This is a genomic window from Clostridium rectalis (genome assembly GCF_900626095.1).
Lineage (GTDB): Bacteria > Bacillota > Clostridia > Clostridiales > Clostridiaceae > Clostridium_AS > Clostridium_AS rectalis.
The window spans coordinates 1-24,303 of record NZ_UYZZ01000007.1; the positions used below are offsets into that span (position 1 = coordinate 1).

Genomic DNA, 24,303 nt, shown 5'->3' on the forward strand with positions numbered 1-24,303 from the left:
ACTCCCGAAGGAGCTTCATCGCTCGACTTGCATGTGTTAGGCACGCCGCCAGCGTTCGTCCTGAGCCAGGATCAAACTCTCAATTTAAAAGTTTAATCTTTTTTAGCTCATCGCTATTTTAACACTTTGTGTTAAGAATTAACTGGTTTCATTCTTCTCTGTTTAATTTTCAAAGACCAAATACTCATCTAAAAGACTTTTACATATTATCATTTACCAAATAATCTGTCAAGACTTTTTTTTCCTCAGTTATCATCGTTTCTCGCGACGACATGATTTATTTTAACACAATGTTTAATTTTCTCCCATATAATTTACCGAAAAATCTAATATTATGTGTTTTTTTCTCAATATATCTTTTTTTTTCTAAGTTTTATATATAAAGATACACCAGATACAGTTGAAAGAAATTATAACATAATACAGTATATTGCCTGTCTTTAATACAATATACTGTACTAAAAATTTCTATAACAGTTTTTATAACCTATTAACTATTTCTTTAAATCTGTTTCCCCTTACTTCGAAATTAGAAAACATATCAAAACTAGCACATGCTGGTGAAAGAGTAACAATGTCCCCCTTTTTTGCATACTTTTTAGAAACTTCAATAGCCTCTTCAAGAGAAGCTACTATATTTATAGGTATATATACATTACTTTCCTTCATAACCCTTTCAAACTCTTTTTGTATTTTTTCTTTCGTATCGCCTAATAGAATAAGTCTTTTTATGAAACTATATCCTTCCTCGGCCAAAATTTTAAAGGAAATCTTTTTATCATATCCTCCAGCAATTAAAATTACTTTTTCATTAAAAGCATTTAATCCTGCTAAAGTCCTTGTTGGACTAGAAGCTATTGAATCATTATAATATAGAGCCCCATTATACTCCCTTATAAATTCCATTCTATGCTCCACCCCAGTAAATGATGTGGCAACTTTCCTCATACTTTTTAAAGATACATCTCTACTAACACAACAAAATGCTGCTAATAAATTTTCTATGTTATGCATGCCCTTTAATTTTATTTCATTTATATCACAAACCATTTCTTCATTAATATATAATTTATCACTTTTAAAATAGGCACCCTTATCCAATTTATCTTTTATACTAAATTGAATTAATTCACCAACAGCTTCATCCGTCATAGAATTAGTAATACTATTATCTTTATTAAGTATTACTACATCATTATTCCTTTGCCATTTAAAAATATTTCTCTTTGCATCTATATATTCTTCCATATCCTTATGTATATCTAAGTGATTAGGTGATAAATTTGTTATAAGGGCCACCTCTACAGGTTCGGTAACAGTCATAAGTTGAAAACTAGATAGTTCTAATACTACTTTATCCTCTTTTTTTATATTTTCTATTTGTGAAAATAATGGTATCCCTATATTTCCACCAACCCATGTTTTATACCCTTCCTCTTTAAGCATATTACTTACCAAAGTAGTAGTTGTTGTTTTTCCATCACTTCCTGTTATCCCGAAAATCTTACTAGGACAATATCTTATAAATTCCTCTATTTCAGATGTAATATATGCTCCTTCATTTTTAGCTTTTAATAAAGCATTGCTATCTATCCTCATAGACGGTGTTTTAAATATGATATGAAACCCGGTAAGATAAGTTAAATAATTTGACCCTAATATAAGTTTAACATTCTTCCCCTCTAAATCTTTAACTATACTCCCTAATTGTTCTCTATCTTTTTTGTCAAATGCAGTAACTTCTCCTCCAAGTTTAATTAAAAAATTTATTAATGGTCTATTACTTATCCCTATTCCTACTACTGCTATCTTTTTACCTTTTATATTTTTCTTAAATTCACTAAAATCCTTATTCATAATTGACCTCCGAAAATTAAGTTATAACCTTTAAATTAAATTATATCATTTTTATAATATATGATTAATAGTTTGTAGAGTTTTTATTGCTCAAATATCTACAAATATCGTTAAAAAAATAAGTATAACTACGTCGAAATTGTGCGAAAATATTTAATTTAAAGACTTTATTATCATCTATTGCAAAATAATATCTATATGTGCTATACTTATAAATGTGCCGTAAGGAAACATTAATATAATTCCCCAAGTTTTAATTGAACATATAACATATCCCCATGATTAAACCCTATTTAGCCGGATGAGATTCATCCGGTATTTTTTTCTTTTTTGTTACTTAAGAATATTAAAAAATGTGACATCAATGTTAATGATGCCACATTTTTTATAAACTATTTTAAAAAATAATTTTTTCTTCAATAAATTTAACCAATTCATCCACACTTAATCTAATCTGTTTCATAGTATCTCTATCCCTTACTGTTACAGTATTGTCATCAAGAGTATCATAATCTACAGTAATACAGTATGGAGTACCTATTTCATCTTCTCTTCTATATCTTTTACCAATGCTTCCTGCTTCATCATAATCCACATTAAAGTATTTTGTTAATAAACTATATACCTCTGTAGCTTTATTAGAAAGTTTTTTAGTTAAAGGAAGTACCGCAGCCTTAAACGGAGCTATTGCTGGATGGAAATGTAATACATTTCTTATATCTCCACCTTCCAATTCCTCTTCATCATAAGCATCTACTAAAAATGCAAGAGTTACTCTGTCAGCACCTAAAGATGGTTCTATACAATATGGTATATACTTTTCGTTAGTAGTAGGATCTAAATATGTTAAATCCTGTCCTGAGTGCTCCATATGTTGTTTTAAATCATAATCTGTTCTATCAGCAACTCCCCATAATTCTCCCCAACCAAATGGGAATAAATATTCTATATCTGAAGTAGCATTACTATAAAAAGATAACTCCTCCTGTGAGTGATCTCTGTATCTTAAATTCTCTTTTTTTATTCCAAAATTTAACAAGAAGTTCCAGCAGTAATCTTTCCAATACTTAAACCACTCTAAATCTTTTCCAGGTTCACAGAAAAACTCTAGTTCCATTTGTTCAAATTCTCTTGTTCTAAATGTGAAATTACCTGGTGTTATTTCATTTCTAAAAGATTTTCCAATTTGTGCTATACCAAAAGGCATCTTTTTTCTAGAAGTTCTTAAAACATTTTTGAAATTAACAAATATTCCTTGGGCAGTTTCTGGTCTTAAATATATCTCTGATTTGGCATCCTCTGTAACTCCCTGATATGTTTTAAACATCAAATTGAATTTTCTTATATCAGTAAAATTATCCTTACCACACTTTGGACAAACTATCTTATTAGTTACAATATATTCTTTTAATTCTTCATTAGTCCAACCATCAGCACTTGCTATTTCTACTCCATTTGATGTCATATGATCTTCTATTATTTTATCTGCCCTAAATCTTGCCTTACACTCCTTACAATCCATTAAAGGATCGGAAAAACCTCCCACGTGTCCAGATGCTACCCAAACCTGACTATTCATAAGTATAGCACTATCAAGACCTACATTATACGGACTTTCCTGAACAAATTTTCTCCACCAAGCCTTTTTTACATTGTTTTTTAATTCAACTCCTATAGGGCCATAATCCCAAGAGTTAGCTAACCCTCCATATATATCTGACCCTGGAAACACAAATCCTCTATTTTTTGCTAAAGCTACTACTTTATCCATAGATTTTTTTAAAGCCATAATTTATTCCTCCTCTTATATTTAAATAATAAATTTAAATAAAAAAAAAGCCCTTACCTCAAGGGACGAAAAAATTTCCGCGGTTCCACCCTTTTTGGCAATAGCCCTACTTTACTAAACTCATACACTCAAAGGTTCCCTTCATAGTAAAATCTTAGCTATTTCCACCAACCTTAGCCTCTCTAAAAAAATTCTACTATTACTTTTCCTAATCATCGTGCTTTTATTCAGTTTAATATATATTTTATCAATTATTTTTAAAATGTCAATAATATTTTCAAAAAATAAAAATGGCTCCGTGGAAAGGATTTGAACCTTCAGCCCTTCGGTTAACAGCCGAATGCTCCACCATTGAGCTACCACGGAACGTTTATTACATTATTTATTATATCATATTTTTTTATAAATGCAAGCAATTCTCAAAAATAATTTTTAAGATTGTGTGTCTAATAGAAAAACACACAACCTTAATCACTTTACTATTGATTATTATTTGGTTTCATTGTTGGGAAATCCTGCCGAATAATTTACTACCTTTTACATCTCTTTATATCCCTATTTAATAATGCTCTTTTTTCATCTTCATTTTATAACTCTTCTTAATTCTTTATAAATAGTCGTAAGTTAGTCGTAAAGTAGTCGTAAGTTACACTTTGCCAGTTTGAACAACCTTTTGTACATTAAAGTAATCTTCAAAATTAATCAACTCAGCACGTTTTAAATCCTTTGTGGCTTCCGCGTAAATATTCATTGTTGTCTCTGCATCTGCATGACCGAGAATATCCTGCATTGCTTTAATATTAATACCTGCTTCACACATTCTTGTTGTAAATGTATGTCTCAATGAGTGATTACTGAATTTCGGCAAAAAAGTTACTTCTTTATCTCCTTGCTTATTATCCAATATATCGTAATTGCAATCTCTTATAATCCTTCTCAATGCCTTATTAAGAGTTCCCTGATGCTGAACTCCACCAAATCGATTGATAAAAATGAAATCAGTATATCCATCAACAACAGCAGTACATTTATTTCTCAATTCTTCTTGATTCTGCTTTTCCAATAGAAAGGCTTCTTTAACCTTTGGCAACATAGGTACCATTCTCTCCCCTGCTTTTGTTTTTGGTGTATTTACTGCAAAAGCACATCCATCATCTTTACCTCTGCTATAATAAACAAGCGTATGATTAATACTAATTGTTTCTTCCTCCCAATCTATATCACACCAACGCAAGCCTGTAATTTCTCCCACTCTTAAACCAGTCCATAACATAACTGTAAAAATAGGATACCATTTATTATATTGTGCCTTTTCCTTCAAGAATCCCTCAAATAATTCCTGTTCTGGAACTGTCAACGCTCTCCTTTTAACCGAATCATTGTTATGAGCCCTTTTAAGTTCTTTCAATGCATTATCAGAAGGATTGTATCTCAAATAGTCATCTTCAACACCAAGTTCAATAACCTGATGCAATACTGTATGAATGCAATCAATTGTTGATGTTTTTATGTGTTGCTCATCAGCAAGCCTATTATAAAAAGCTCTTACATCAGTTCTTTTTAAATCTGCAATTCTCATATTACCGAAATCAGGCTCTACAAACTGTGTGTACATATATTTATAATTTTGAAAAGTATTGTCCTTCAATCCTCTCTTAATTTGCACCCACAAATTATATAAATCATTGATAGTCAAATCTTTCTTATTCGCCCTGATTCCATCTAATGCATCTCTCAAAACATCTATTTCTTTTTCTCTAAGTTCATCAAGTGTTTTTGCGTAAATGGAATGACGTTTTCCAATTTTATCTCTCCACTTATATTCAAACGTACCATTAGCTCTTTGGTATTCGCCTTCCTTTAAAACTCTTTTCTTATTATCTTTGCGTCTCTCTACTGCCATGATAATTCTCCTTTCATAACGATAAAGAGAACACGCTCATATTTATTATAACCTAAGAATGTTCTCTTCGTCTACAGTAAAACACATCTTTTGTAAATTATATCGAGTACGTCTTTTCTAAATATTCATCAAACAATTTCCTTTTAATAAGACGTTTATTTCCACACCATATCACATATCTGCAATCTTTCGCATTGGTTAAATCTCTCAATTTATTAACCCCAATACCGAAATATGCAGAAGCCTCTTCTAACGTAAGATTTGATTTTTCCCATATAGGTATTTTTTTATTTATAGAGATTCCTCCTTTCTAATCAAAAGGGAATTTTACATTATCAACTTCCATAAAATCATTTTTTCTATCAAGATATTCTCTTACGGACATATACTCTTTTTTATCTCCTTTTGAATCATAAATAACCACTTTGTGTATTCTTCTTAAAAAAGCTTTCCATGATTCCTCATCTTCCCTTTGAGTCTCTAAATACTGTTTTTCAAGCGACCAATTCGATACAATATATACCTTATTATAGCAAGCAAATTTATTTGTATATCTACTTGGTAATTCAATAGGGTAAATATCACAGTACATAAGCATTTCTTTTAATTTGAGTGAAGAACGAAACTCATCAAAGCATATAACCGATTGACAATTGTATCCATCAAATGGATGCAAATAGTCAGTTACTCTATATACATTTGAATATCCGTTATCTTCTAACACGCCTCTTGTTTTACCAGTACCAGTTGCACCACTTATATATATAACTTGTAAATCAAGTCTAACGGTTTCTTTAAATCTTTCAGTTAATATTGTGGTACGAATTTTATCTAGCTTGTCAATTTGCAATATATAATCTTGATTAGTAGCCAATATTTCAGCATTTGTCATATTATCTAGTACCATTTGATATAAGTCAGACATATCACTTCTTTTGCCCCTACTGTCTGGCGGTTGTGTTCCATACTCTTCAAAAGTACCTTCAATCTTCTTTTCCTGCTTAGATTCGTCTAACTCCCATTTTCCTGACTTTTTAATATAGTTTACGTTGTCCGATACAGACCCTCTACATTTTTCAATATGAGCTTCTGGGAAGTATCTCTTTATCATACTGAATCTAACTCTTGAAGCAAATACCACATAAATATGTGTATGAAACTGTGAGCCTTCTTCATCAGCCATGCAAAAATATGATATAGTCTTAAAGTTGTTCCTTATAATTTCAGTAATATATTCATGCGTGAATCCTTTTTCAATAGGAGCATTAATTGTTAATTGGTACATATAGGATTGCGTATCTATAACTTTTCCCTCCTTCTGTGCAGTTTGTTTATTGATGTGAACAACTTGAAACTGTTGAATTTACAAGGTTTTAGACTGTTTGTGCACTGTTGGGTAATACTAACCAACAGTGTGCAAGGGCTTGTGGCTTCGCCACCGCCCTGCACCTAAGCATTATTTTGTTAGTGCATTAATGCAAATCTGTTGCATTTTTTCTACATCACGTATCAATGGTATTTTTATAAACTCTAATTGTGACCCCTGCAACAAAACAACACCTTCTCCTACCATAAATTCCCTTTCACCTATTCTATCAATATATTCTTTAGGTATAAGCATTTCATATATACTTCTAATAGGAGCACCAACAATGATTATTACTCCATAATTCAACCTGCTTCCAGATGGAAAAGCAGATGCATCTGGTCTCTGACACGATATTACTAATCTAACACCAAGTGAACGTCCTAGCATAAGAATTTCTGAAACTTTACGCATTATTTCATCCGCTTTCTTTTTATCTGTATTTTGAATAGATAAAATATTTGCCATATATTCATCCCAAATAAGGGTTATAGGATAACGTGATTTATCTTTCCTTGACTGTCTATTATGCAATATTTCATAAACTGTATTTAATGCCTCTATAGATTTATCATAAGGATAGTATCTAGGACAATTTCTTAAATGTGAAAACTGGTCATCCTGTTTAAAGTCAGCAAAATACACTTGTCCTTCTGAACCATTTTCAAGGCACAATCTTGCGAATAGTATATTTGTCAAAAAGCTCTTACCACTTCCTGACATACCACATACGAGTGTGTGACTATTGAATTTCTTCGATACATCTGTTGTAATAGCTTCTTTTGCTCCATAACCATACCATTTATCAAAATCATAACCAAGCAAGATATTAGAAGCTTTCATCATACATTACATCCCTTTGAATAGCCTTTCTGCCTTTAGCTGTCTTTAACACAATTCTATTTCCGTCATGATTACCACCATATTGAATCTCTTCAACAAAATGAACGTTCATTACATCTGCAATAGCATCCTTATATTCAAGCCACGTGTTATATGGAATATAAGTAAAAAACTCTCTTACAATTACATTAGTACCTTTAACCTTCTTCTTACTAATTAATATTGGATGCCCAGCTTTTAAAACCTTACTATGAAAAACTAATATTAAATTTGCTTCATCACGAATAGCAGTTTTTTCAGCTACTATTTCTATAAGATACCATGATAATAAAATAGGCAAAATTATTACTGCAAAATTCATAGCAAATTCAAATGCTGGAGCTAATATATGTGGTACATCAAGACCATTCATCAACTTATCTTTAAAAAATATTAATAATACTGCAAATACTGCTATTAGAATCCAGAATAAATTTAATAGAGGTTTGTTTATTAACTGAGATACTCCTAACTTAAATCTTAACATTTGTTTTTTTCTGTTACGCTGACGAGCCAAATATGCATCTTTATCCAATCGAAGTCCTCCTTTTAATTTTTATATAATTGCAGATGAAGTAGAGTTATTACTACTTCACCTGCTTAAATTACTCAGACATTTATTATGCCTTATTAATCATTTCAATTTTGCCTTTATGATTAAAGCAAATGTCAATTGTTTCATTTGACTTTATGTCTTTAGGAATATTTAGTCCGTCTTTCAGAAAGAACTTCTCTGTTCTCAAACCTTCTACATTCTCATCCTTAAAGGCAACAAAAATGTTCATTCCTTTGATTACTTCTCCACTATTGTTAGTGAAATTTAAATTTTGAACACCTACTATTTTAACTACCATAATCCTTTTCTCCTTTCCGCCTTTGATGATATCCTCATAAGCTTTATTCGGTTATACCTTCCGATAAACTTATAATATCATCATTAGTAGGTATTGTTGTCGGAAGTTTTTTGTGATATTCTGTTTTTAATACCTACCCAAAGGAGAGAGTACATGAATATTGATGTTATATTAGAATTTTTTTATTGTAGAGCTTCTAACCGCATTAAAGAAAAAGTAACTGAATCTAAACTTACACATCGTGAAATATATCTGCGTGATAGTAAACAAATTAGTTGGATTATTAACAACAATAGAACGAAAAATAACAGATTTTTGATTACTGATGCTGTCCTTGAAAATTGTGATGATTTTGGTGAACCTGATGGACTTTTAGCAAAACTGCCCTTTAAAAATAGAAAAGAAATCCTATGGGGAACAGATGATGAAATTGAATGCTATTTACCATTATTATTTGAGTTGCTATGGGATGAAGTGTCCTATCAATCCAACCCGAATAATATTGATAAAGAACTGTACCTTTGCGACTATATCCCGTATGCTAAGTACAGTACATATCGGAGTATCTTATTTTCTCCCAATAACAAATACCCTGCATTGTTATATGGAATATATGAAGATGATGTTATCAATAACATAGACTCGGCAAGAGATGAAGCACTTGCATTTCTTTATACAAAATGTAAATATAAATTTACAAATATTTTTATTAAATTTGCCTACTCCACAGACTCGTTCCATAAAATTAACAAGGTATTTCAGCATACTTTTATAGAACAATTATTCATTCCAATGCTCCTTCAATTTGCGCCTAATGAATCTTCTTTAGGATTACGTGTAAGAGACCTAATATTCTCTGATTTATCCAAATGTGGCGAACTATTAGTTGAAAGGAACAATATATACAACTCAAATAATTTTTTCTCTCAACTAATCAACGCTTCATCTACTTATATTGTATCATTAGAAAAAATACAATCAGCATACCTTGAGGAACTTAAAAGAGAGACTACCTAATTAAGGCAGTCTCTCTTTTAAAACTAATACACTTCTATTATTTATTCTATTCTACATAATCAAGATAACTCTGATATTTCTTTATCATTAAATTTTTTATATATTGTTCCATATAATTATAATCAGGTTCTCCAGATTCCGTTACAGGTAACATGATTCTTTCTTTTGCAAGTCGAGGGTCTGATATTTCATGGCTAAAACTATATTTTCCAGTTAATGCTTTAGTCATCACTGTAGCAAGAAAGAGATATTGATACTTGTTCAATTCTTTATTCCAACATTGAGTTACATGGTCTGCGGCAATAAAGGTATATGGATGATAAAAAGTCTTTCCTGCGGATGAACCTCCGTTTGCAATGCTAAGACAATCTGTAAACTTTTTTACCTTTTCTTCATTGCCAATAAAATTAGTTATGCCATTTTCTTGTCCGTAAGATGATACAAGAGGTGTATTTCCCACTATGTGATTCTTCTCTACAATACGTTTTCCCCTTTGTGGCTTATGAAATACATCATTAACAAGAAAATATCTCCATTGAACAGACTCTAAATCAGGTAAATACTTTTGTTGCATTTGGGTTAATTCAAATTTACAATAACAAATATATCTATCCTTTTTTTCTGCTTCAAGAGTAATCATATATTGTTCCATGTATTCCCAATTAGGTTCTTCGTTGTGATTTATTGGTAACATAATCTTTTTCTTTTTCACTCTTTCTGGAATCATACCATTTCCAAACGAAAAGCAACCTTCAACACAGGACTGTAATGAACATCTTAAAAATAGTCCTATATATTTGTTTATATATTCACTTTGAATATAATACATTTTATTGCCAGTTATATACTTATATGGTTGATAGAAAAAGCAGGCACTTTCAGCACCAAAGGATATAGTATTTGAAGGATTAAGTTTATATTCTCCATTTTTAACGCAACAATTAAAACTATTATTAAATTGTGTTCTTGTCAAATATGGTATACCTGTTTCACTATTCTCACATTCAGTGATATTTGCAGAGTGATATGCCTTAGAATTTATAATCTGCAAATTTATATCATCAAATTGAAATTCTTTCCACTTTATATTATCCATATTATTTATCCTCTTCTTTATTAAATAGATATTGTCTATTCTTCATTATCATAGAAAATTCAAAAGATAAATAATCTCCGATAGTCTTTTCAAATTCCTCAATAGTAGGAATTTCATCATTGAAGTAGTAATAACTATGCAACCATTCATCCTCCGCTTCAACGGTTGATGTAACACAGAATTTTGTTTCAGCTTCTATTCTGTTGAACCACACGTCAAGAAGATGTTGTTTCTTATCTTTTGCTAATTCTGTCTCAATCAAACCTATATGTGGAGCTACCTTGTATCCGTCGTTCTCAAAATTAATAAACTTACATTCCTTAGTTTTAGGATGTGGTTCTCCTGCTGTAAATATAGCTATACATGGCATAACTCCTACTCCATAAAATGTATCTTTATTGAGTGTAATTACACCCTCTAAAGTGTGATGCTTTAATATGTTAGTCTTAACAGCCTTCTCTTCCTTTGTTTTTCCAGTCATAGAAGATTGAGGAACAATCACAGCACATCTAGCACCAGAGACTAGAGAATCCAAAAGATGCTCCGTAAAGCTGATTTCATATAAATTCGGATTCCTCTTTGAACCCTGTGAATATGGCGGGTTCATCATTCCAACGTTAGAACCCTTTAACTGCAATTTATCTGGCTCTTGTGCTAGAAAATCGGCATTGATAATGTTGCTCTTACCATCGCCACGCAATATCATGTTTGTTGTTGCAATAGTAAACATATATGATTGTAATTCAAATCCATGAAGCTGATTCTTTCGGATGCTCTTTATATCTGGGTCTGATTCAATCTCTTCCTTTGTGTTCAACCCTTTACTTACAATGATTTGATTAAACATATTATGCATTGCAGCTATAAGAAAACCTGCTGTACCACAACACGGGTCAAGCACTATATCCGTAGCCTTTAGTTCTAACAAGTCGCAGAAAAGCTCTGTAATATGCTTAGGTGTAAGTACAATACCAAGTGTTTGTCCATCTCCACCGCTATAGCTCATAAACTCTCCATAAAATCGACCAAGATAATCTTCGGCTGACCTTGTATATTTGATGCATTTATAGATATGTTCATATAAAAACTCTGTGTAATACTTTAATGGAGTTTTGCCTAAAGTAACATTAACCTGATTCAATATAGTAGTATCTTTGATGATAGAGAACTGACTTAATACCTTATCTCTCTTAACATCTGGTGCGACCTGCGCTCTCTTTAGGTTCGCTTCAATAGCTTCATAAATTTTCTGTCCATCAGTCTTTAGATTGTCACCGTTAAGGCTCTCAACACTAAAATTCTTATGTTCCGATTCATTCAGTGCAAGCAGTATTCCAGATACCACTAAAGGCTTATCAATATCTTTTAAATTACCATAGTTACGCAAATCCTCATGTAAAGTAGCGGCATCTTTTAAAATTTCCGTAGTCTCTTTTTCAATATCAGTCTTTTCTTGTAATATCTCTTTGACATAGTATTCTTCTATATTCTTATCATTAAAGGATATGAACGATTCTACTTCTGGTAGCTCTCTATAATATTCTGTATCATCCACAAATATAGGACTTATCCTATGGCGTCTTTCACTTCCAGAAATACCAAAAGCAAGCACCTTTCGGTAACTTGTATTATTAATCAAATGCTTTGCATAGAACAAAGCACCATTCACAGCATAATTTTTGACCGCTTGTGTTTCTAGACTGATAATAGTTCCATTGAGTTTTACATGCTTATTAAGTTCGGCTTTATCTTCAATTACAATAATGAAATCTTTGACAATACCTATATATTCGGGAAATCCAACGTTCCCAGTGCCACTTTTGGAAGCTGTTTTAAGTGCTTCGTTTAATTCTTTTATTGAACTACCCTGTGGTTCTAAATCAATATTTGCTTCTTTTAATAGGTCTCTTACCCATAAGTCAGTTTTTATCTCTTTCTTTGCCATGATACACCTCTTTACCTTCTATACTATCTATATTTTTCCTAGAAAAAACGGTTAGACATTCGCCCAACCGTTATAATCCTATATTTCTGAACGTATTCTCTTATTTGTGTCGTAAATCGGTCGTAACTTTTGCATATAACCATTTACAATTATTGATTTTACTAACCTACTTATTTAGTTGGCTTCATTGTTGGAAATAATAATACATCTCTTATAGATGAGGAATCTGTTAAAAACATAACCAATCTATCTATTCCTATTCCCAAACCACCTGTTGGAGGCATACCTATCTCCAATGCATTTATAAAATCTTCGTCCATCATATATGCCTCATCATCGCCAAGTTCTCTTTCCTTTAGCTGTTGTACAAATCTTTCTTTTTGAACTATTGGATCATTTAACTCAGAGTATGCATTACATATCTCTCTTCCAAATATAAATCCTTCGAATCTTTCAGTATATTCTTCATTTCCTCTCTTCTTTTTAGTAAGAGGTGATATTTCTACTGGGTAGTCCATAACAAACGTAGGTTGAATTAATTCATGTTCACAAAATTCTTCAAAGAATGCATTTAATATATCACCTTTTGTACAATCTTTTAATTCTTTCTTTAATTCAATATGTTTTTCTTTTGCTATCTCCCTTGCTTCCTCATGGGTATTGATATTATCAAAATCTACATTACTATATTTCTTTACTGCATCTACCATAGTTATTCTGTTCCATGGTGGTGTAAAATCTATTTCTGTTCCTTCATAAGTTACTTTAGTTGTTCCTAAAACTTTTCCACAAATATATGCCACCATATTTTCTGTAATTTCCATCATATCATTATAGTCAGCAAAAGCCTCATATAATTCAATAGCTGTAAATTCGGGATTATGTCTTACGTCTATTCCTTCATTTCTAAAATTTCTTCCAATCTCGTATACTTTTTCAAATCCACCAACTATAAGTCTTTTTAAGTATAATTCTGTAGCTATTCTTAAATACATATCTATATTTAATGCATTATGATGAGTTATAAATGGTTTCGCTGCCGCTCCACCAGCTATAGGTGAAAGTATAGGTGTTTCAACTTCTACAAAGTCTCTTTCATCTAGGAACTCTCTCATTGCTTTTATAATAGCAGTTCTCTTAAAGAATGTATCTCTAACATCTTGGTTTATTATTAAATCTACATACCTTTGTCTATATCTTAAATCAGGATCCTTTAAACCATGCCACTTTTCTGGTAATGGTTTTAAAGATTTAGCTAATAATTTGAAATCAGTTATATGTACTGAAACCTCTCCTGTCCTTGTTTTAAACACTGTACCCGTAATAGCCACAAAATCACCAATATCAAATGATTTATATTCTTTTAACTTTTCTTCTCCAACATCATTAATCTTTATATATAACTGAATCTTACCATATCTATCATGTATATCTGAAAAACCAGCTTTTCCATGAACTCTTTTAGACATAAGTCTCCCTGCTACAGTTACCTCTTTACTCTCTAATTCTTCATAGTTTTCTTTTACCTCTTTAGATGTATGAGTTCTATTTATTTTATATACATCGAAAGGATCCTTACCCGCTTCTTGAAGATCAAACAACTTTTGTCTTCTTTCTTTAATCAACTGATTAAATTCTTGTTCTTCTTTTATAAGATTCTTTTCTTCATTTGACATTCTTGCATTCCTCCATTAATTTCTTCTAACAGATAGTATTTTATATCTATTTACTCCATCTGGAATTGTCACCTCAAATTCATCTCCTACTTCTTTCCCAATTAATGCCTTTCCAACTGGAGACTCATTAGATATTTTATTTTCCATAGGATCTGCTTCTGCAGAACCAACTATTGAAAATTCTACTTCCTCATTAAATTCATAGTCTAGAACCTTGGCAATTGTTCCAACCCCTACTGTATTTTCAGGAATTTCACTTTCATCTACTATAGTAGCATTTTTTAGCATCTTTTCAAGTTGAATTATTCTACCTTCAACGAACGCTTGCTCATTTTTAGCCTCATCATATTCAGCATTTTCACTTAAGTCTCCGAAAGACAGTGCAACCTTTATCTTTTCTGTTATTTCTTTTCTTTTAACTGTTTTAAGAAACTCCAATTCTTCCTCTAATTTCTTTACTCCCTCATAAGTCATCACATATTTTTTTGATTCACTCATTTTTTTCTCCCCTTTTAAATCTTTTTACTGAATTTACTTTTTATATATTATTATATTCTTTAGCTCTTTATGCATTAGTCTTCTTAATTAATACCCACGTAATCATTTAAGTTATTATAAATCAGCACTATTTTTATGTCAACTTATATACTATTTAAATGCTATAATACTTTCATTAAATTTTATCTTATCAATATATATATCATTAGACTTTAACAATGTTTCTATATTATTTTCTCCCATCTGACATAATAAAGCACCTAAAAGTGATATTGAAACATCTTTATTTAAAGGATATTGCCAAGGAGTTATATACGTTGCATTATTCAGTATGTTGCCTTTAATATCTACCGGGGTATACAAATTATCAAAATACCATATGGGCACCTTAGTGATTAAATTAATTTCCCTAGTAGTTAAAATAAAGTCACTATTTTTAAAAGCATATTCCTTATCCCTTGTAACTATTGGTGAAGTACCAAAGTTTGCTATAATATAATCAGAAATTAATTGAGACCTTTTAACATCCTCTGTTAAAAACACTAGGAAACCAGCTATTCTAGATATTTGTAAAATGGTATCAAAAATTTCATTATCCGCTGAATCATATACTACAATACAACTACTTTTAATACTTTTTCCTTGCATTCTTAACGCCAATTGAATACTTTTAGACACAGTATATCCATATAACTTTTTCTGGAAATCATTATAAATGTAATAATCAAACTTATTACATACATTAGGTGCCATATATAATTTACTACCTCTTACAAATTTTTTAGCAATATGCATATTTTTTTTATATGCTCGCTTATTTATATTTAAAGGAAAATTTACATTAGCTATATGAAGATTTAAATCACTTATAAAGTTATCCCCCATAAGAGTTATTTTAAATCTATCTCTTATGTTACTTATTAAATTAAACTTATTATACATATTTAAATCTCTATAGGCATTTATATATATGATAGGCTCCATTTAAAATTATCCTAATTAATAATATCTATAAATTATATGATCTTAGTTTAAAGGAAATTCAGCTAATTCCTTTTTATATAGTTCTAATATATTTAAAACTTTTTTATAGTCCTTCTCCACATTTATCTGTTCTTTAATTTTATTGCAATGTCTTAACCCCTTTATATACCATGCTATATGTTTTCTCATTTCTCTTACCGCTTTACTCTCCCCATGATAGTACAAAGCATTTTTATAATGTTTTATACATACTTCTATTACCTCTTGTGGATTAGGTGTAGAAATTAAATTTCCTTTTAATTTTTGTTCAATTTGCCTGAATATCCAAGGATTACCTAGTGATCCTCTGCCCAACATTATACCATCACATAAAGTTTCCCGGGTAATTTTAATAGCATCTTCTGGAGTAAAAATATCCCCATTCCCTATAACAGGTATATTTACTGCCTCTTTTACTCTTTTAATAATATTCCAGTCTGCCTTTCCCTCATACATCTGTTCCCTAGTTCTCCCATGTACAGTTAACGCATCTGCACCTGCATCTTCCAAAAATTTAGCAAATTCCACTGCATTCACACTATCATTACTAAAACCTTTTCTAAATTTCACAGTTACAGGTTTTTTACTAATTTTTTTTATACTTGTTACTATATCAGATGCCAATTTAGGATTTCTCATAAGAGCAGATCCATCCCCATTTTTAACTATTTTGGGAGCTGGGCATCCCATATTTATATCCACTAAACAAATATTGTTATCTTCATTAAAATAATTACACACCTCTGCCATTACATTAGGGTCACTTCCAAATATTTGAACAGCTATAGGGACTTCATCTGGGGAAGCTTTAAGCATATCTTTTGTTTTTTTACTATCATAATAAAGAGCCTTTGCACTAATCATTTCCGTATATACCAGACCACAACCCATATTTTTGCATAGACCCCTAAAAGCTATATCTGTAACCCCAGCTAATGGAGCTAAAAATACATTATTATTAAATTTTAAATCTCCTATCTCCATTTAAAATATTTGCTCCCTGTTTTTTTCATATATTAATCTTAATCCTTCTAAAGTTAGTGATGGATCAATAACATCTATTGATCTTGCTTCTTCACTTATAAGTTTTGCTAAACCACCTGTAGCAACCACATAGGGTTCATTTTCTCCTAAATCCATCATTTCTTTCTTCATATTTTTAACTATGCAATCTACTAAACCTGCATATCCATAAATCATACCAGCTTGCATACTTGACACAGTATTTTTACATATTACTGTATTAGGCTTTATTAATTCAAATCTTGGTAACTTAGCAGCTCTTTGAAATAGAGCTTCAGAAGATATTTTTATTCCTGGACAGATAGTTCCTCCTAAGTAATCTCCTGCCACAGTTACTGCACAAAATGTAGTTGCTGTGCCAAAGTCAATTATTATTAAAGGTTTTCTATAATTATCATGGGCAGCTACAGCATTTACTATTCTATCAGCTCCCACTTCTTTTGGATTATCATATTTAATATTTATACCAGTTTTAACTCCTGGTCCTACTATTATAGGTTTTATTTCAAAATATTTAATTATCATATGCTCTACTGAATACATTATATTAGGAACAACAGAAGATATTATTACTCCTTCTACATCAGATGGATCTAATTTACTCTGTAAAAATAGTTGTATTACTTGAATTCCGTATTCATCTGCAGTTCTTAATGGGTCTGTAGAAATTCTCCAATCAGCTATGAGTTCCTTATTCTTATATAATCCCAAAACTATATTAGTATTTCCTGCATCTAAAACTAAAATCACCCGTACCACCACTTTCATAAAAATTAAAGTAAGTTTATATTATGTATTTTATTATTATGTAAATAAATCTTTTTATTATTCATTAGCATATATACAAACAATTATAAGTTAAAAAAGAGTATCTGTAAATTATAATTTACAGATACTCTTAACTATTTATCCAAATAAAGTAAGTAAAACCCCCGCTGCTACAGCAGTCCCTATAACTCCAGATACATTCGGTCCCATGGCATGCATAAGTAAAAAGTTTCCTGGATCTTCCTGTTGTCCAACCACTTGGGATACTCTAGCAGCCATAGGTACAGCAGATACCCCTGCTGAACCTATAAGGGGATTAACTTTCCCTCCACTAACTTTATACATTATTTTGCCTATAATAACTCCTGCTGCTGTACTTATTCCAAAAGCCACCACCCCTAAAACTATTATTTTTATTGTCTGCATCTGTAAAAATATTTCCGCTTTGGCTGTAGCCCCAACAGTAACTCCTAAAAATATTGTGATAATATTTATTAAAGCATTTTGAGCAGTATCAGATAGTCTATCAACTACTAGTGACTCCCTAAATATGTTTCCTAACATTAGCATACTTATTAACGGTGCTATAGATGGCAATAATAATATAACTAAAATTGTAACAACTATAGGAAATACTATCTTCTCTACCTTTCTCACCTTTCTAAGTTGTCCCATTCTTACAGTTCTTTCTTCCTTAGTAGTAAGAGCTCTCATTATTGGTGGTTGAATCAATGGTACCAAAGCCATATATGAATATGCTGCCACCGCAATAGGTCCTAAAAGCTCTTTTGCTAGTTTAGTCGTCAAATATATAGCAGTAGGTCCATCTGCCCCGCCTATAATTCCTATAGCTGCAGCCTCTTGCTTAGTAAACCCTAGAAGTAGTGCAGCTATAAATGTAAAAAATACACCAAATTGTGCACCTGCTCCCATCAGTATACTAGATGGATTAGCAATTAACGGTCCAAAATCTGTCATAGCCCCTACTCCCAAAAATATTAATGGAGGATATATATCTAACTCCACACCCTTATATAAGTAATAAAATAATCCTCCCGCTTCTTTAGTTATAAGTTTTCCATTTATTAATTCATAAATAGGAGGTTTTTGTAATCCATTAAGGGGTAAATTAGTAATTAACATCCCAAAAGCTATAGGCAATAATAACAAAGGTTCAAATTCTTTTTTAATAGCCAAATAAACCAATAAACCTGATATGCCTATCATTATGATTTGCTTCCAAGTAATAATGGCAAATCCTGATGAAATCCATAAATCATAAAGAGGTTTAATTATATCCACTTAGAACACTCCCTTTTATAATGAATTTATTCTAAAACCATAAGTAAATCCCCTGTATCAACCTTAGCCCCTTTGTTTATATGAATATTTAATACTTTTCCATCACAAGGTGCCATTATTTCATTTTCCATTTTCATAGCCTCTAATATTAACAATACCTGTCCCTTTTTTATAGTTTCTCCCTCTGTTACATTTATCTTTAATATACTTCCCGGCATAGGACTTTCTATTTTTTTACCCTTTACATTCTTATTTTTATCCTTCTTGGATGTATTATTCTCTGCTTTTTTATTCATGTTTACTTTATTATTATCTTCTTTAATATTTTTTTCAACACTTACTGCGCCTTCATCATTTTGGTTGTTTAATAACTCTTCCACCTCAACCTCATATTTATTCCCATTTACCGTAACACAAAATTTTTTCATTAATATTCCCCCAACCTTTAAATATTTCTAAAATTAATAGCAGATTTTCTCCATTCTGAACTACCCTTAATCTTTTTTATACTTTTTATATTCACGTTTTCCAAATCAGTACCCATATACATAGTTAACGCTGCAGATATAGCCGCTACTATCTCCTTATCATTTAATTCATCATTTGTATAATCATTACTTTGTTTATCCTTTAGTTGTGCACTATTAATTTCATCCACATGTTTTACATCCTCAGGTTTTGCTAAGTAAAAATCGTGAAAGATCCTATTTTGAATTTTTATAACACACATCAATATAACTAGAACCAAAAATACTATAACCATAGAAAAAATAGTTACTTTTAACCCTTCAATAAATAAATTCAATTGCTCCCCCTCCCTTTGCCTTCATTCAAATTAGCACACTGCCGTGTTTCTTAGGATAATTTATCTCCCTTTTACTTTGCATCATGCTTAAAGAATTTATTATGATATCTTTAGTTGAAGGTGGTTCAATTATATTATCTACGTACCCCTTTTCAGCTGCCCTATAAATATCCGTTAATTCTTTAGTTTTCTCATCAAATATATCATTTTCCTTTCTCTTTGGAATGTCGCTTTCTAATATTTCATCCCTATAAAAAATACTTAATAGTTTTTTAGGCTCCATAATACATATTTCGCTTTCTGGCCATGCACACACTAAATCAAAAGTACTTTCTTTCCCTGAGAGTAATGTATATGCTCCCCCAAAAGCTTTCCCCACTATTATGGCTAACTTAGGTACAGTTGCCTGTGTAATAGTAGTAAATGTCTTAGCTAATTCCATAATAAAACCTTGTTTTTCCTCGTCTATACTTTCTAAAAACCCTTTACAGTCAACCAATGATACAATAGGTATATTGAAACAGTCGCATACCTTAACAAATCTTCCAATTTTATTAACATCCCTTATTGTTAGTTTAGCTCCTTCTCTGCTCTCTATTATACCTACCACAATTCCTCCAATTTTTCCTAAATTAGTATCTACCTGTGTATTCCATATATTATTTATATTAATTAAAGTTCCTGTATCACATATTTCTTCAGACAAATTTTCAATTTGGCAAATATTCTGTAAATTTTTTTTATTACTATCTTCATCTATATTATCATCTATAGGAAATTCCAAATTATTAGAAGGTAAATAACTTACTAATTTTCTTGCTAAGCTTATTGCCTGCTTTTCATTGTCACATAATATTTGCGCTGTACCATTATCCATTAAATTTAATGCGTTTCCATAACTCTTAGAATCTATATATTTACTTTCATGCACTATTACATCTTTTGGATCATTTAAATATACCTGTGAACTTTCATTGATAACTATATTAAAATCACTTATAGCAGAACCAACAGCCAATAACCCAGAACAAGCACTGTATACTATAGAAATTTGTGGTATAACTCCCGAAAATTTTGAACTTTTATCAATTAATTTTCCATAGGCTAGTAGTATATCTAGATTTTCTGATAAGTCACTTCCTATAGAATCGTACATCTTTACAATAGGTGCTCCCATTTTAGCCGCCATATCCATTATATTACAAATTTTTTCACTTGCTTTTTTAGTAAATACACCACCATTTAATTCATAGTCAAAGGCATATGCATATACTAATTTACCGGAAACTGTACCGTATCCGGTTATAACCCTAGTATTTTTCTCTCTAATATAGGATCCTATCTCAACAAAAGAATTTTCATCAAAAAGTAATTTTATCCTTTCTTCTACATTATACTTATTGCTTTTTTCATTAGTTAAATTTTTAGCATTCTTTTTTGTAGAATCGTTATCCATTATAAAACACCCCTTTCACCATAAAATACTTATTTCTATCATACCATAATATTGAAAAAATGTAATTAATAAAAATGAAGATATAGAGCAAATTTACTCTATATCTGTATACGTAAACGTTATTATTGTTAAATTTTATACTATTGCTTTACTTTATTCATAAACCCTTCTTTCTCTACTATGTATCTTTCATGAGTTCCTATACCAACATCTCCAACTTCATCCCAAGCTTTCACTTGAAAAAAAAGTTTTTTACCTTCAATTTTTGTTAACAAAGCCTCACATTTAACCTTCATCCCTAAAGGAGTTGCTTTTATATGTTTTACATCTACTGATATTCCTACGGTAGTATATCCTTCCTCTAAAAATGGTAAAACGCAATCTTTTGATACATTTTCCATTAATGCTATCATGGCTGGTGTTGCATATACTGATAAATCCCCAGAACCACATTCAATGGCTGTTAGTTTTTCTGTAACCTTTATTTCTTTTATATTTTTGATACCCTCTTTCACGTTAACCATAACTATCACCTCTTTTATTTTTATAATTTAATTATATCATTAAGTTAATAAATTTTAAAAATAAAAAACAGAGGAAATTTCCTCTGTTTTAACTATTTACAAATATTTCTTCAAATTCATCTGCTTCTAATTTTTCTTTTTCTAGTAGAGCCTTAGCAACTGCATGTAATTTATTAACATTTTCTCTAAGCAATGATTGGGCACTATTATATCCCATATCAACAATATTTTTAACTTCTTTATCTATTTTTGAAGCTACTTCTTCACTAAAATTTTTAGCTTTACCAAAATCTCTACCTAAGAATACTTCGTCATGGCCACTTCCAAAAGCTATTGGTCCAAGATTATCACTCATTCCGTAATCCATAACCATTTTTCTTGCTATTGTAGTAGCTCTGTCTATATCATTTTTGGCACCAGTACTGATATCACCTATTATTAATTTTTCTGCAACTCTTCCTCCAAGTAGTCCTACTATTTCATCCTCTAATTTAGATTTTGACATATAAGAACTGTCCTTTTCTGGTAAATGCATAGTATAACCGCCAGCCATACCTCTTGGAACTATACTTATCTGATGGACAGGATCTGCATGTGGTAGTAATTTCATCACTACTGCATGCCCTGCTTCATGATACGCTGTAAGTTTTCTATCTTCTTCATCTATTACCCTACTTTTCTTTTCCGGTCCTGCTATTACCCTAGTAACAGCTTCTTCTAATTCATCCATTCCTATCTCTTTTTTATCTTTTCTAACCGCAAGCAATGCAGACTCATTCATCAAATTTTCTAAATCTGCTCCAGTAAATCCCGGAGTTCTTTTGGCTAAAACATCTAACTTTACTTCTGATGACAGTGGTTTGTTTTTTGAATGAACAACTAATATTTCTTCTCTACCTTTAACGTCAGGAGCCCCTACTACTATTTGTCTATCAAATCTACCTGGTCTTAATAACGCTGGGTCTAATATGTCTGGTCTATTAGTTGCAGCTATCATTATAATGCCCTCATTAGCTCCAAAGCCATCCATTTCAACTAACAGCTGATTTAAAGTTTGTTCCCTCTCATCATGTCCTCCCCCAAGTCCAGCTCCTCTTTGTCTTCCCACAGCATCAATTTCATCTATAAAAACTATACAAGGGGCATTTTTCTTTGCTTGATCAAATAAGTCTCTAACTCTTGAAGCTCCAACACCTACAAACATCTCTACAAAGTCTGAACCAGATATACTAAAAAATGGTACACCAGCTTCTCCAGCTATAGCCTTTGCAAGTAATGTTTTTCCTGTACCAGGAGGTCCTACTAACAGCACTCCCTTAGGAATTCTTGCTCCCATTTCATTATATCTTTTAGGTTGCTTTAAAAAATCAACTATTTCAGCCAACTCTTCTTTTTCCTCTTCTGCTCCTGCCACATCCTTAAATGTTACTTTCTTCTTATCTGGAGTAGCCATTTTAGCCCTACTCTTTCCAAAATTCATAACATTTCTGTTGCCACCACCGCCTTGGGATTGTTGCATAAACATAAACCAAAATACTACAAACATTAATATTAATAATGCTGTAGGTAACCAATTTAACCACATAGGTGTTCTTGCTGGCAGTGCATATTTCTCGATTACCTCTCCATTTTTATCATGAGCACTTATAAATTGATTAAGTCTTTCAAATGGAACTATTGTTTCATACTGGCTTCCATTTTTTAAAGTACCTATTACTGTCATTTTATCATCTTTTACTTCAAAACTTTTTATTTCATTATTTATCCAATATTTTTGGAATTGGTTAAAATTAACAGTTGTTGCACTTTCATTAGTTCTTGCCAAATATAAAGCGGCAACAATAACTCCAATAAGTACTACAACCCAGGCCGTTGCACTTGAAAATTTCTTATTCATTACTGGCCCCCCTCTCTTTCTAGTTTATACTGTAAAATTGTATCATATCAAATATTCCTTTACAATAATATTTAGACTTAATTATTTGTAAATTTCCTCTTTTAATATACCAATATAAGGTAAATTCCTGTATTTTTCTGCAAAATCTAATCCATATCCCACTAAAAAGTGATCTGGGACCTGAAATCCAATATATTTGGCATCTATCTTTACCATTCTTCTATCCGGCTTATTTAATAAAGAAGCTATTTGAATACTATTAGGATTTCTACCTTTTAAATAGTCTACAAGATATCTTAAAGTTACTCCTGAATCTATAATATCTTCTACTATTAGTATATCCTTATTTTCTATTTCAAAATCTAAATCTTTTAATATTCTTACAACTCCTGAAGTTTTACTTGAATTCCCATAACTTGAAACAGCCATAAAATCCATAGTACATGGTATTTCTATCTCCTTCATAAGATCAGCCATAAAAGGTACTGATCCTTTTAATACACCTATAAGCATTAGATCTTTTCCTAAATAATCACTACTAATCCTTTTTCCTATTTCCTTTATTTTATTCCTTAACTGTTGTTCATCTAATAATATTTCTTTAATATCATCTTTCATTTTG

At 31.0% G+C, this 24,303-nt stretch carries 23 protein-coding genes, 1 tRNA gene, 1 rRNA gene and 1 other annotated feature; of the genes, 1 reads left to right on the forward strand and 24 read right to left on the reverse strand.

The window, feature by feature from the left end; all coding sequences use genetic code 11:
• The 10 genes from EJL03_RS11255 to EJL03_RS11300 all read right to left on the reverse strand — a co-directional run.
• Positions 1-87: ribosomal RNA gene (locus EJL03_RS11255) — 16S ribosomal RNA — on the reverse strand; the annotation flags it as partial.
• A 393-nt stretch (positions 88-480) separates the two neighbouring features.
• On the reverse strand, positions 481-1,857 hold the full coding sequence (murD, locus tag EJL03_RS11260; RefSeq protein ID WP_125154080.1) for a UDP-N-acetylmuramoyl-L-alanine--D-glutamate ligase: 1,377 nt from the start codon (positions 1,855-1,857) through the stop codon (positions 481-483).
• 397 nt (positions 1,858-2,254) lie between these two features.
• Positions 2,255-3,646, reverse strand: coding sequence for a glycine--tRNA ligase (locus EJL03_RS11265; RefSeq protein ID WP_125154081.1), 1,392 nt, complete (start codon positions 3,644-3,646; stop codon positions 2,255-2,257).
• Between the two features lie 58 nt (positions 3,647-3,704).
• Positions 3,705-3,871, reverse strand: a binding site (T-box leader).
• A gap of 66 nt (positions 3,872-3,937) precedes the next feature.
• Positions 3,938-4,012: transfer RNA gene (locus EJL03_RS11270), tRNA-Asn, on the reverse strand.
• 280 nt (positions 4,013-4,292) lie between these two features.
• The gene (locus EJL03_RS11275) at positions 4,293-5,549 is read right to left on the reverse strand and encodes a site-specific integrase (protein ID WP_125154082.1); all 1,257 of its coding nucleotides are present in this window, start codon (positions 5,547-5,549) and stop codon (positions 4,293-4,295) included.
• 97 nt (positions 5,550-5,646) lie between these two features.
• On the reverse strand, positions 5,647-5,850 hold the full coding sequence (locus EJL03_RS11280) for an excisionase (protein ID WP_341472430.1): 204 nt from the start codon (positions 5,848-5,850) through the stop codon (positions 5,647-5,649).
• 9 nt (positions 5,851-5,859) lie between these two features.
• Positions 5,860-6,834 (reverse strand): replication protein, encoded by a 975-nt coding sequence (locus EJL03_RS11285; protein WP_125154083.1) that lies wholly within the window; start codon positions 6,832-6,834, stop codon positions 5,860-5,862.
• 171 nt (positions 6,835-7,005) lie between these two features.
• A complete protein-coding gene (locus tag EJL03_RS11290) occupies positions 7,006-7,761 on the reverse strand; it encodes a helicase HerA domain-containing protein (protein ID WP_125154084.1) in 756 nt (251 codons plus the stop codon).
• Complete coding sequence (locus EJL03_RS11295) at positions 7,745-8,332, reverse strand: hypothetical protein (protein ID WP_125154085.1); 588 nt, start codon at positions 8,330-8,332, stop codon at positions 7,745-7,747. The genes EJL03_RS11290 and EJL03_RS11295 overlap by 17 nt, the downstream gene beginning before the upstream one ends.
• An 85-nt stretch (positions 8,333-8,417) precedes the next feature.
• Positions 8,418-8,651, reverse strand: coding sequence for a hypothetical protein (locus tag EJL03_RS11300; RefSeq protein ID WP_125154086.1), 234 nt, complete (start codon positions 8,649-8,651; stop codon positions 8,418-8,420).
• 153 nt (positions 8,652-8,804) lie between these two features.
• On the opposite strand from EJL03_RS11300, the gene EJL03_RS11305 reads away from it, so the two are divergent.
• Positions 8,805-9,668 carry a hypothetical protein gene (locus EJL03_RS11305; protein ID WP_125154087.1) on the forward strand — a complete coding sequence of 288 codons (864 nt, stop codon included), beginning with the start codon at positions 8,805-8,807 and terminating at the stop codon, positions 9,666-9,668.
• A 46-nt stretch (positions 9,669-9,714) separates the two neighbouring features.
• Here the strand turns inward: EJL03_RS11305 and EJL03_RS11310 are convergent, their stop codons facing one another.
• From EJL03_RS11310 to hpt, 14 genes are all read right to left on the reverse strand, one after another.
• Positions 9,715-10,764 carry a restriction endonuclease subunit S gene (locus EJL03_RS11310; RefSeq protein WP_125154088.1) on the reverse strand — a complete coding sequence of 350 codons (1,050 nt, stop codon included), beginning with the start codon at positions 10,762-10,764 and terminating at the stop codon, positions 9,715-9,717.
• A 1-nt stretch (position 10,765) separates the two neighbouring features.
• On the reverse strand, positions 10,766-12,709 hold the full coding sequence (locus EJL03_RS11315; RefSeq protein ID WP_125154089.1) for an HsdM family class I SAM-dependent methyltransferase: 1,944 nt from the start codon (positions 12,707-12,709) through the stop codon (positions 10,766-10,768).
• Positions 12,710-12,879: 170 nt separating this feature from the next.
• Positions 12,880-14,385, reverse strand: coding sequence for a lysine--tRNA ligase (lysS, locus tag EJL03_RS11320; protein ID WP_125154090.1), 1,506 nt, complete (start codon positions 14,383-14,385; stop codon positions 12,880-12,882).
• 15 nt (positions 14,386-14,400) lie between these two features.
• Positions 14,401-14,883, reverse strand: coding sequence for a transcription elongation factor GreA (gene greA, locus EJL03_RS11325; protein ID WP_125154091.1), 483 nt, complete (start codon positions 14,881-14,883; stop codon positions 14,401-14,403).
• Between the two features lie 150 nt (positions 14,884-15,033).
• Positions 15,034-15,867, reverse strand: a complete 834-nt coding sequence (locus tag EJL03_RS11330; RefSeq protein ID WP_125154092.1) for a hypothetical protein — start codon at positions 15,865-15,867, stop codon at positions 15,034-15,036.
• 42 nt (positions 15,868-15,909) lie between these two features.
• A complete protein-coding gene (dusB, locus tag EJL03_RS11335) occupies positions 15,910-16,890 on the reverse strand; it encodes a tRNA dihydrouridine synthase DusB (protein ID WP_125154093.1) in 981 nt (326 codons plus the stop codon).
• A complete protein-coding gene (locus EJL03_RS11340; RefSeq protein WP_125154094.1) occupies positions 16,891-17,679 on the reverse strand; it encodes a type III pantothenate kinase in 789 nt (262 codons plus the stop codon).
• Between the two features lie 156 nt (positions 17,680-17,835).
• Positions 17,836-18,924 carry a sodium ion-translocating decarboxylase subunit beta gene (locus EJL03_RS11345; RefSeq protein ID WP_125154240.1) on the reverse strand — a complete coding sequence of 363 codons (1,089 nt, stop codon included), beginning with the start codon at positions 18,922-18,924 and terminating at the stop codon, positions 17,836-17,838.
• Between the two features lie 101 nt (positions 18,925-19,025).
• Positions 19,026-19,427, reverse strand: a complete 402-nt coding sequence (locus EJL03_RS11350) for a biotin/lipoyl-containing protein (RefSeq protein WP_125154095.1) — start codon at positions 19,425-19,427, stop codon at positions 19,026-19,028.
• Positions 19,428-19,444: 17 nt separating this feature from the next.
• On the reverse strand, positions 19,445-19,804 hold the full coding sequence (locus tag EJL03_RS11355; RefSeq protein ID WP_125154096.1) for an OadG family protein: 360 nt from the start codon (positions 19,802-19,804) through the stop codon (positions 19,445-19,447).
• A gap of 25 nt (positions 19,805-19,829) precedes the next feature.
• Entirely contained in the window at positions 19,830-21,260 is a 1,431-nt protein-coding gene (locus tag EJL03_RS11360; RefSeq protein WP_125154097.1) for a carboxyl transferase domain-containing protein, read from the reverse strand.
• Between the two features lie 140 nt (positions 21,261-21,400).
• Positions 21,401-21,784: a thioesterase family protein gene (locus EJL03_RS11365; RefSeq protein WP_125154098.1), complete on the reverse strand. Its 384-nt coding sequence runs from the start codon at positions 21,782-21,784 to the stop codon at positions 21,401-21,403.
• 88 nt (positions 21,785-21,872) lie between these two features.
• Positions 21,873-23,681 (reverse strand): ATP-dependent zinc metalloprotease FtsH, encoded by a 1,809-nt coding sequence (gene ftsH / locus EJL03_RS11370; protein ID WP_125154099.1) that lies wholly within the window; start codon positions 23,679-23,681, stop codon positions 21,873-21,875.
• 81 nt (positions 23,682-23,762) lie between these two features.
• Positions 23,763-24,299 carry a hypoxanthine phosphoribosyltransferase gene (gene hpt, locus EJL03_RS11375; protein ID WP_423243349.1) on the reverse strand — a complete coding sequence of 179 codons (537 nt, stop codon included), beginning with the start codon at positions 24,297-24,299 and terminating at the stop codon, positions 23,763-23,765.
• Between the last annotated feature and the right edge of the window lie 4 nt (positions 24,300-24,303).

What these genes read in the sequence shown, in the direction of transcription:
- murD (WP_125154080.1), bottom strand. Translation starts at nt 1,857, where the DNA reads ATGAATAAGGATTTTAGTGAATTTAAGAAAAATATAAAAGGTAAAAAG.
- EJL03_RS11265 (WP_125154081.1), bottom strand. Translation starts at nt 3,646, where the DNA reads ATGGCTTTAAAAAAATCTATGGATAAAGTAGTAGCTTTAGCAAAAAAT.
- EJL03_RS11275 (WP_125154082.1), bottom strand. Translation starts at nt 5,549, where the DNA reads ATGGCAGTAGAGAGACGCAAAGATAATAAGAAAAGAGTTTTAAAGGAA.
- EJL03_RS11285 (WP_125154083.1), bottom strand. Translation starts at nt 6,834, where the DNA reads ATGTACCAATTAACAATTAATGCTCCTATTGAAAAAGGATTCACGCAT.
- EJL03_RS11290 (WP_125154084.1), bottom strand. Translation starts at nt 7,761, where the DNA reads ATGATGAAAGCTTCTAATATCTTGCTTGGTTATGATTTTGATAAATGG.
- EJL03_RS11300 (WP_125154086.1), bottom strand. Translation starts at nt 8,651, where the DNA reads ATGGTAGTTAAAATAGTAGGTGTTCAAAATTTAAATTTCACTAACAAT.
- EJL03_RS11305 (WP_125154087.1), top strand. Translation starts at nt 8,805, where the DNA reads ATGAATATTGATGTTATATTAGAATTTTTTTATTGTAGAGCTTCTAAC.
- EJL03_RS11310 (WP_125154088.1), bottom strand. Translation starts at nt 10,764, where the DNA reads ATGGATAATATAAAGTGGAAAGAATTTCAATTTGATGATATAAATTTG.
- EJL03_RS11315 (WP_125154089.1), bottom strand. Translation starts at nt 12,709, where the DNA reads ATGGCAAAGAAAGAGATAAAAACTGACTTATGGGTAAGAGACCTATTA.
- lysS (WP_125154090.1), bottom strand. Translation starts at nt 14,385, where the DNA reads ATGTCAAATGAAGAAAAGAATCTTATAAAAGAAGAACAAGAATTTAAT.
- greA (WP_125154091.1), bottom strand. Translation starts at nt 14,883, where the DNA reads ATGAGTGAATCAAAAAAATATGTGATGACTTATGAGGGAGTAAAGAAA.
- EJL03_RS11330 (WP_125154092.1), bottom strand. Translation starts at nt 15,867, where the DNA reads ATGGAGCCTATCATATATATAAATGCCTATAGAGATTTAAATATGTAT.
- dusB (WP_125154093.1), bottom strand. Translation starts at nt 16,890, where the DNA reads ATGGAGATAGGAGATTTAAAATTTAATAATAATGTATTTTTAGCTCCA.
- EJL03_RS11345 (WP_125154240.1), bottom strand. Translation starts at nt 18,924, where the DNA reads ATGATAGGCATATCAGGTTTATTGGTTTATTTGGCTATTAAAAAAGAA.
- EJL03_RS11350 (WP_125154095.1), bottom strand. Translation starts at nt 19,427, where the DNA reads ATGAAAAAATTTTGTGTTACGGTAAATGGGAATAAATATGAGGTTGAG.
- EJL03_RS11360 (WP_125154097.1), bottom strand. Translation starts at nt 21,260, where the DNA reads ATGGATAACGATTCTACAAAAAAGAATGCTAAAAATTTAACTAATGAA.
- EJL03_RS11365 (WP_125154098.1), bottom strand. Translation starts at nt 21,784, where the DNA reads ATGGTTAACGTGAAAGAGGGTATCAAAAATATAAAAGAAATAAAGGTT.
- ftsH (WP_125154099.1), bottom strand. Translation starts at nt 23,681, where the DNA reads ATGAATAAGAAATTTTCAAGTGCAACGGCCTGGGTTGTAGTACTTATT.
- hpt (WP_423243349.1), bottom strand. Translation starts at nt 24,299, where the DNA reads ATGAAAGATGATATTAAAGAAATATTATTAGATGAACAACAGTTAAGG.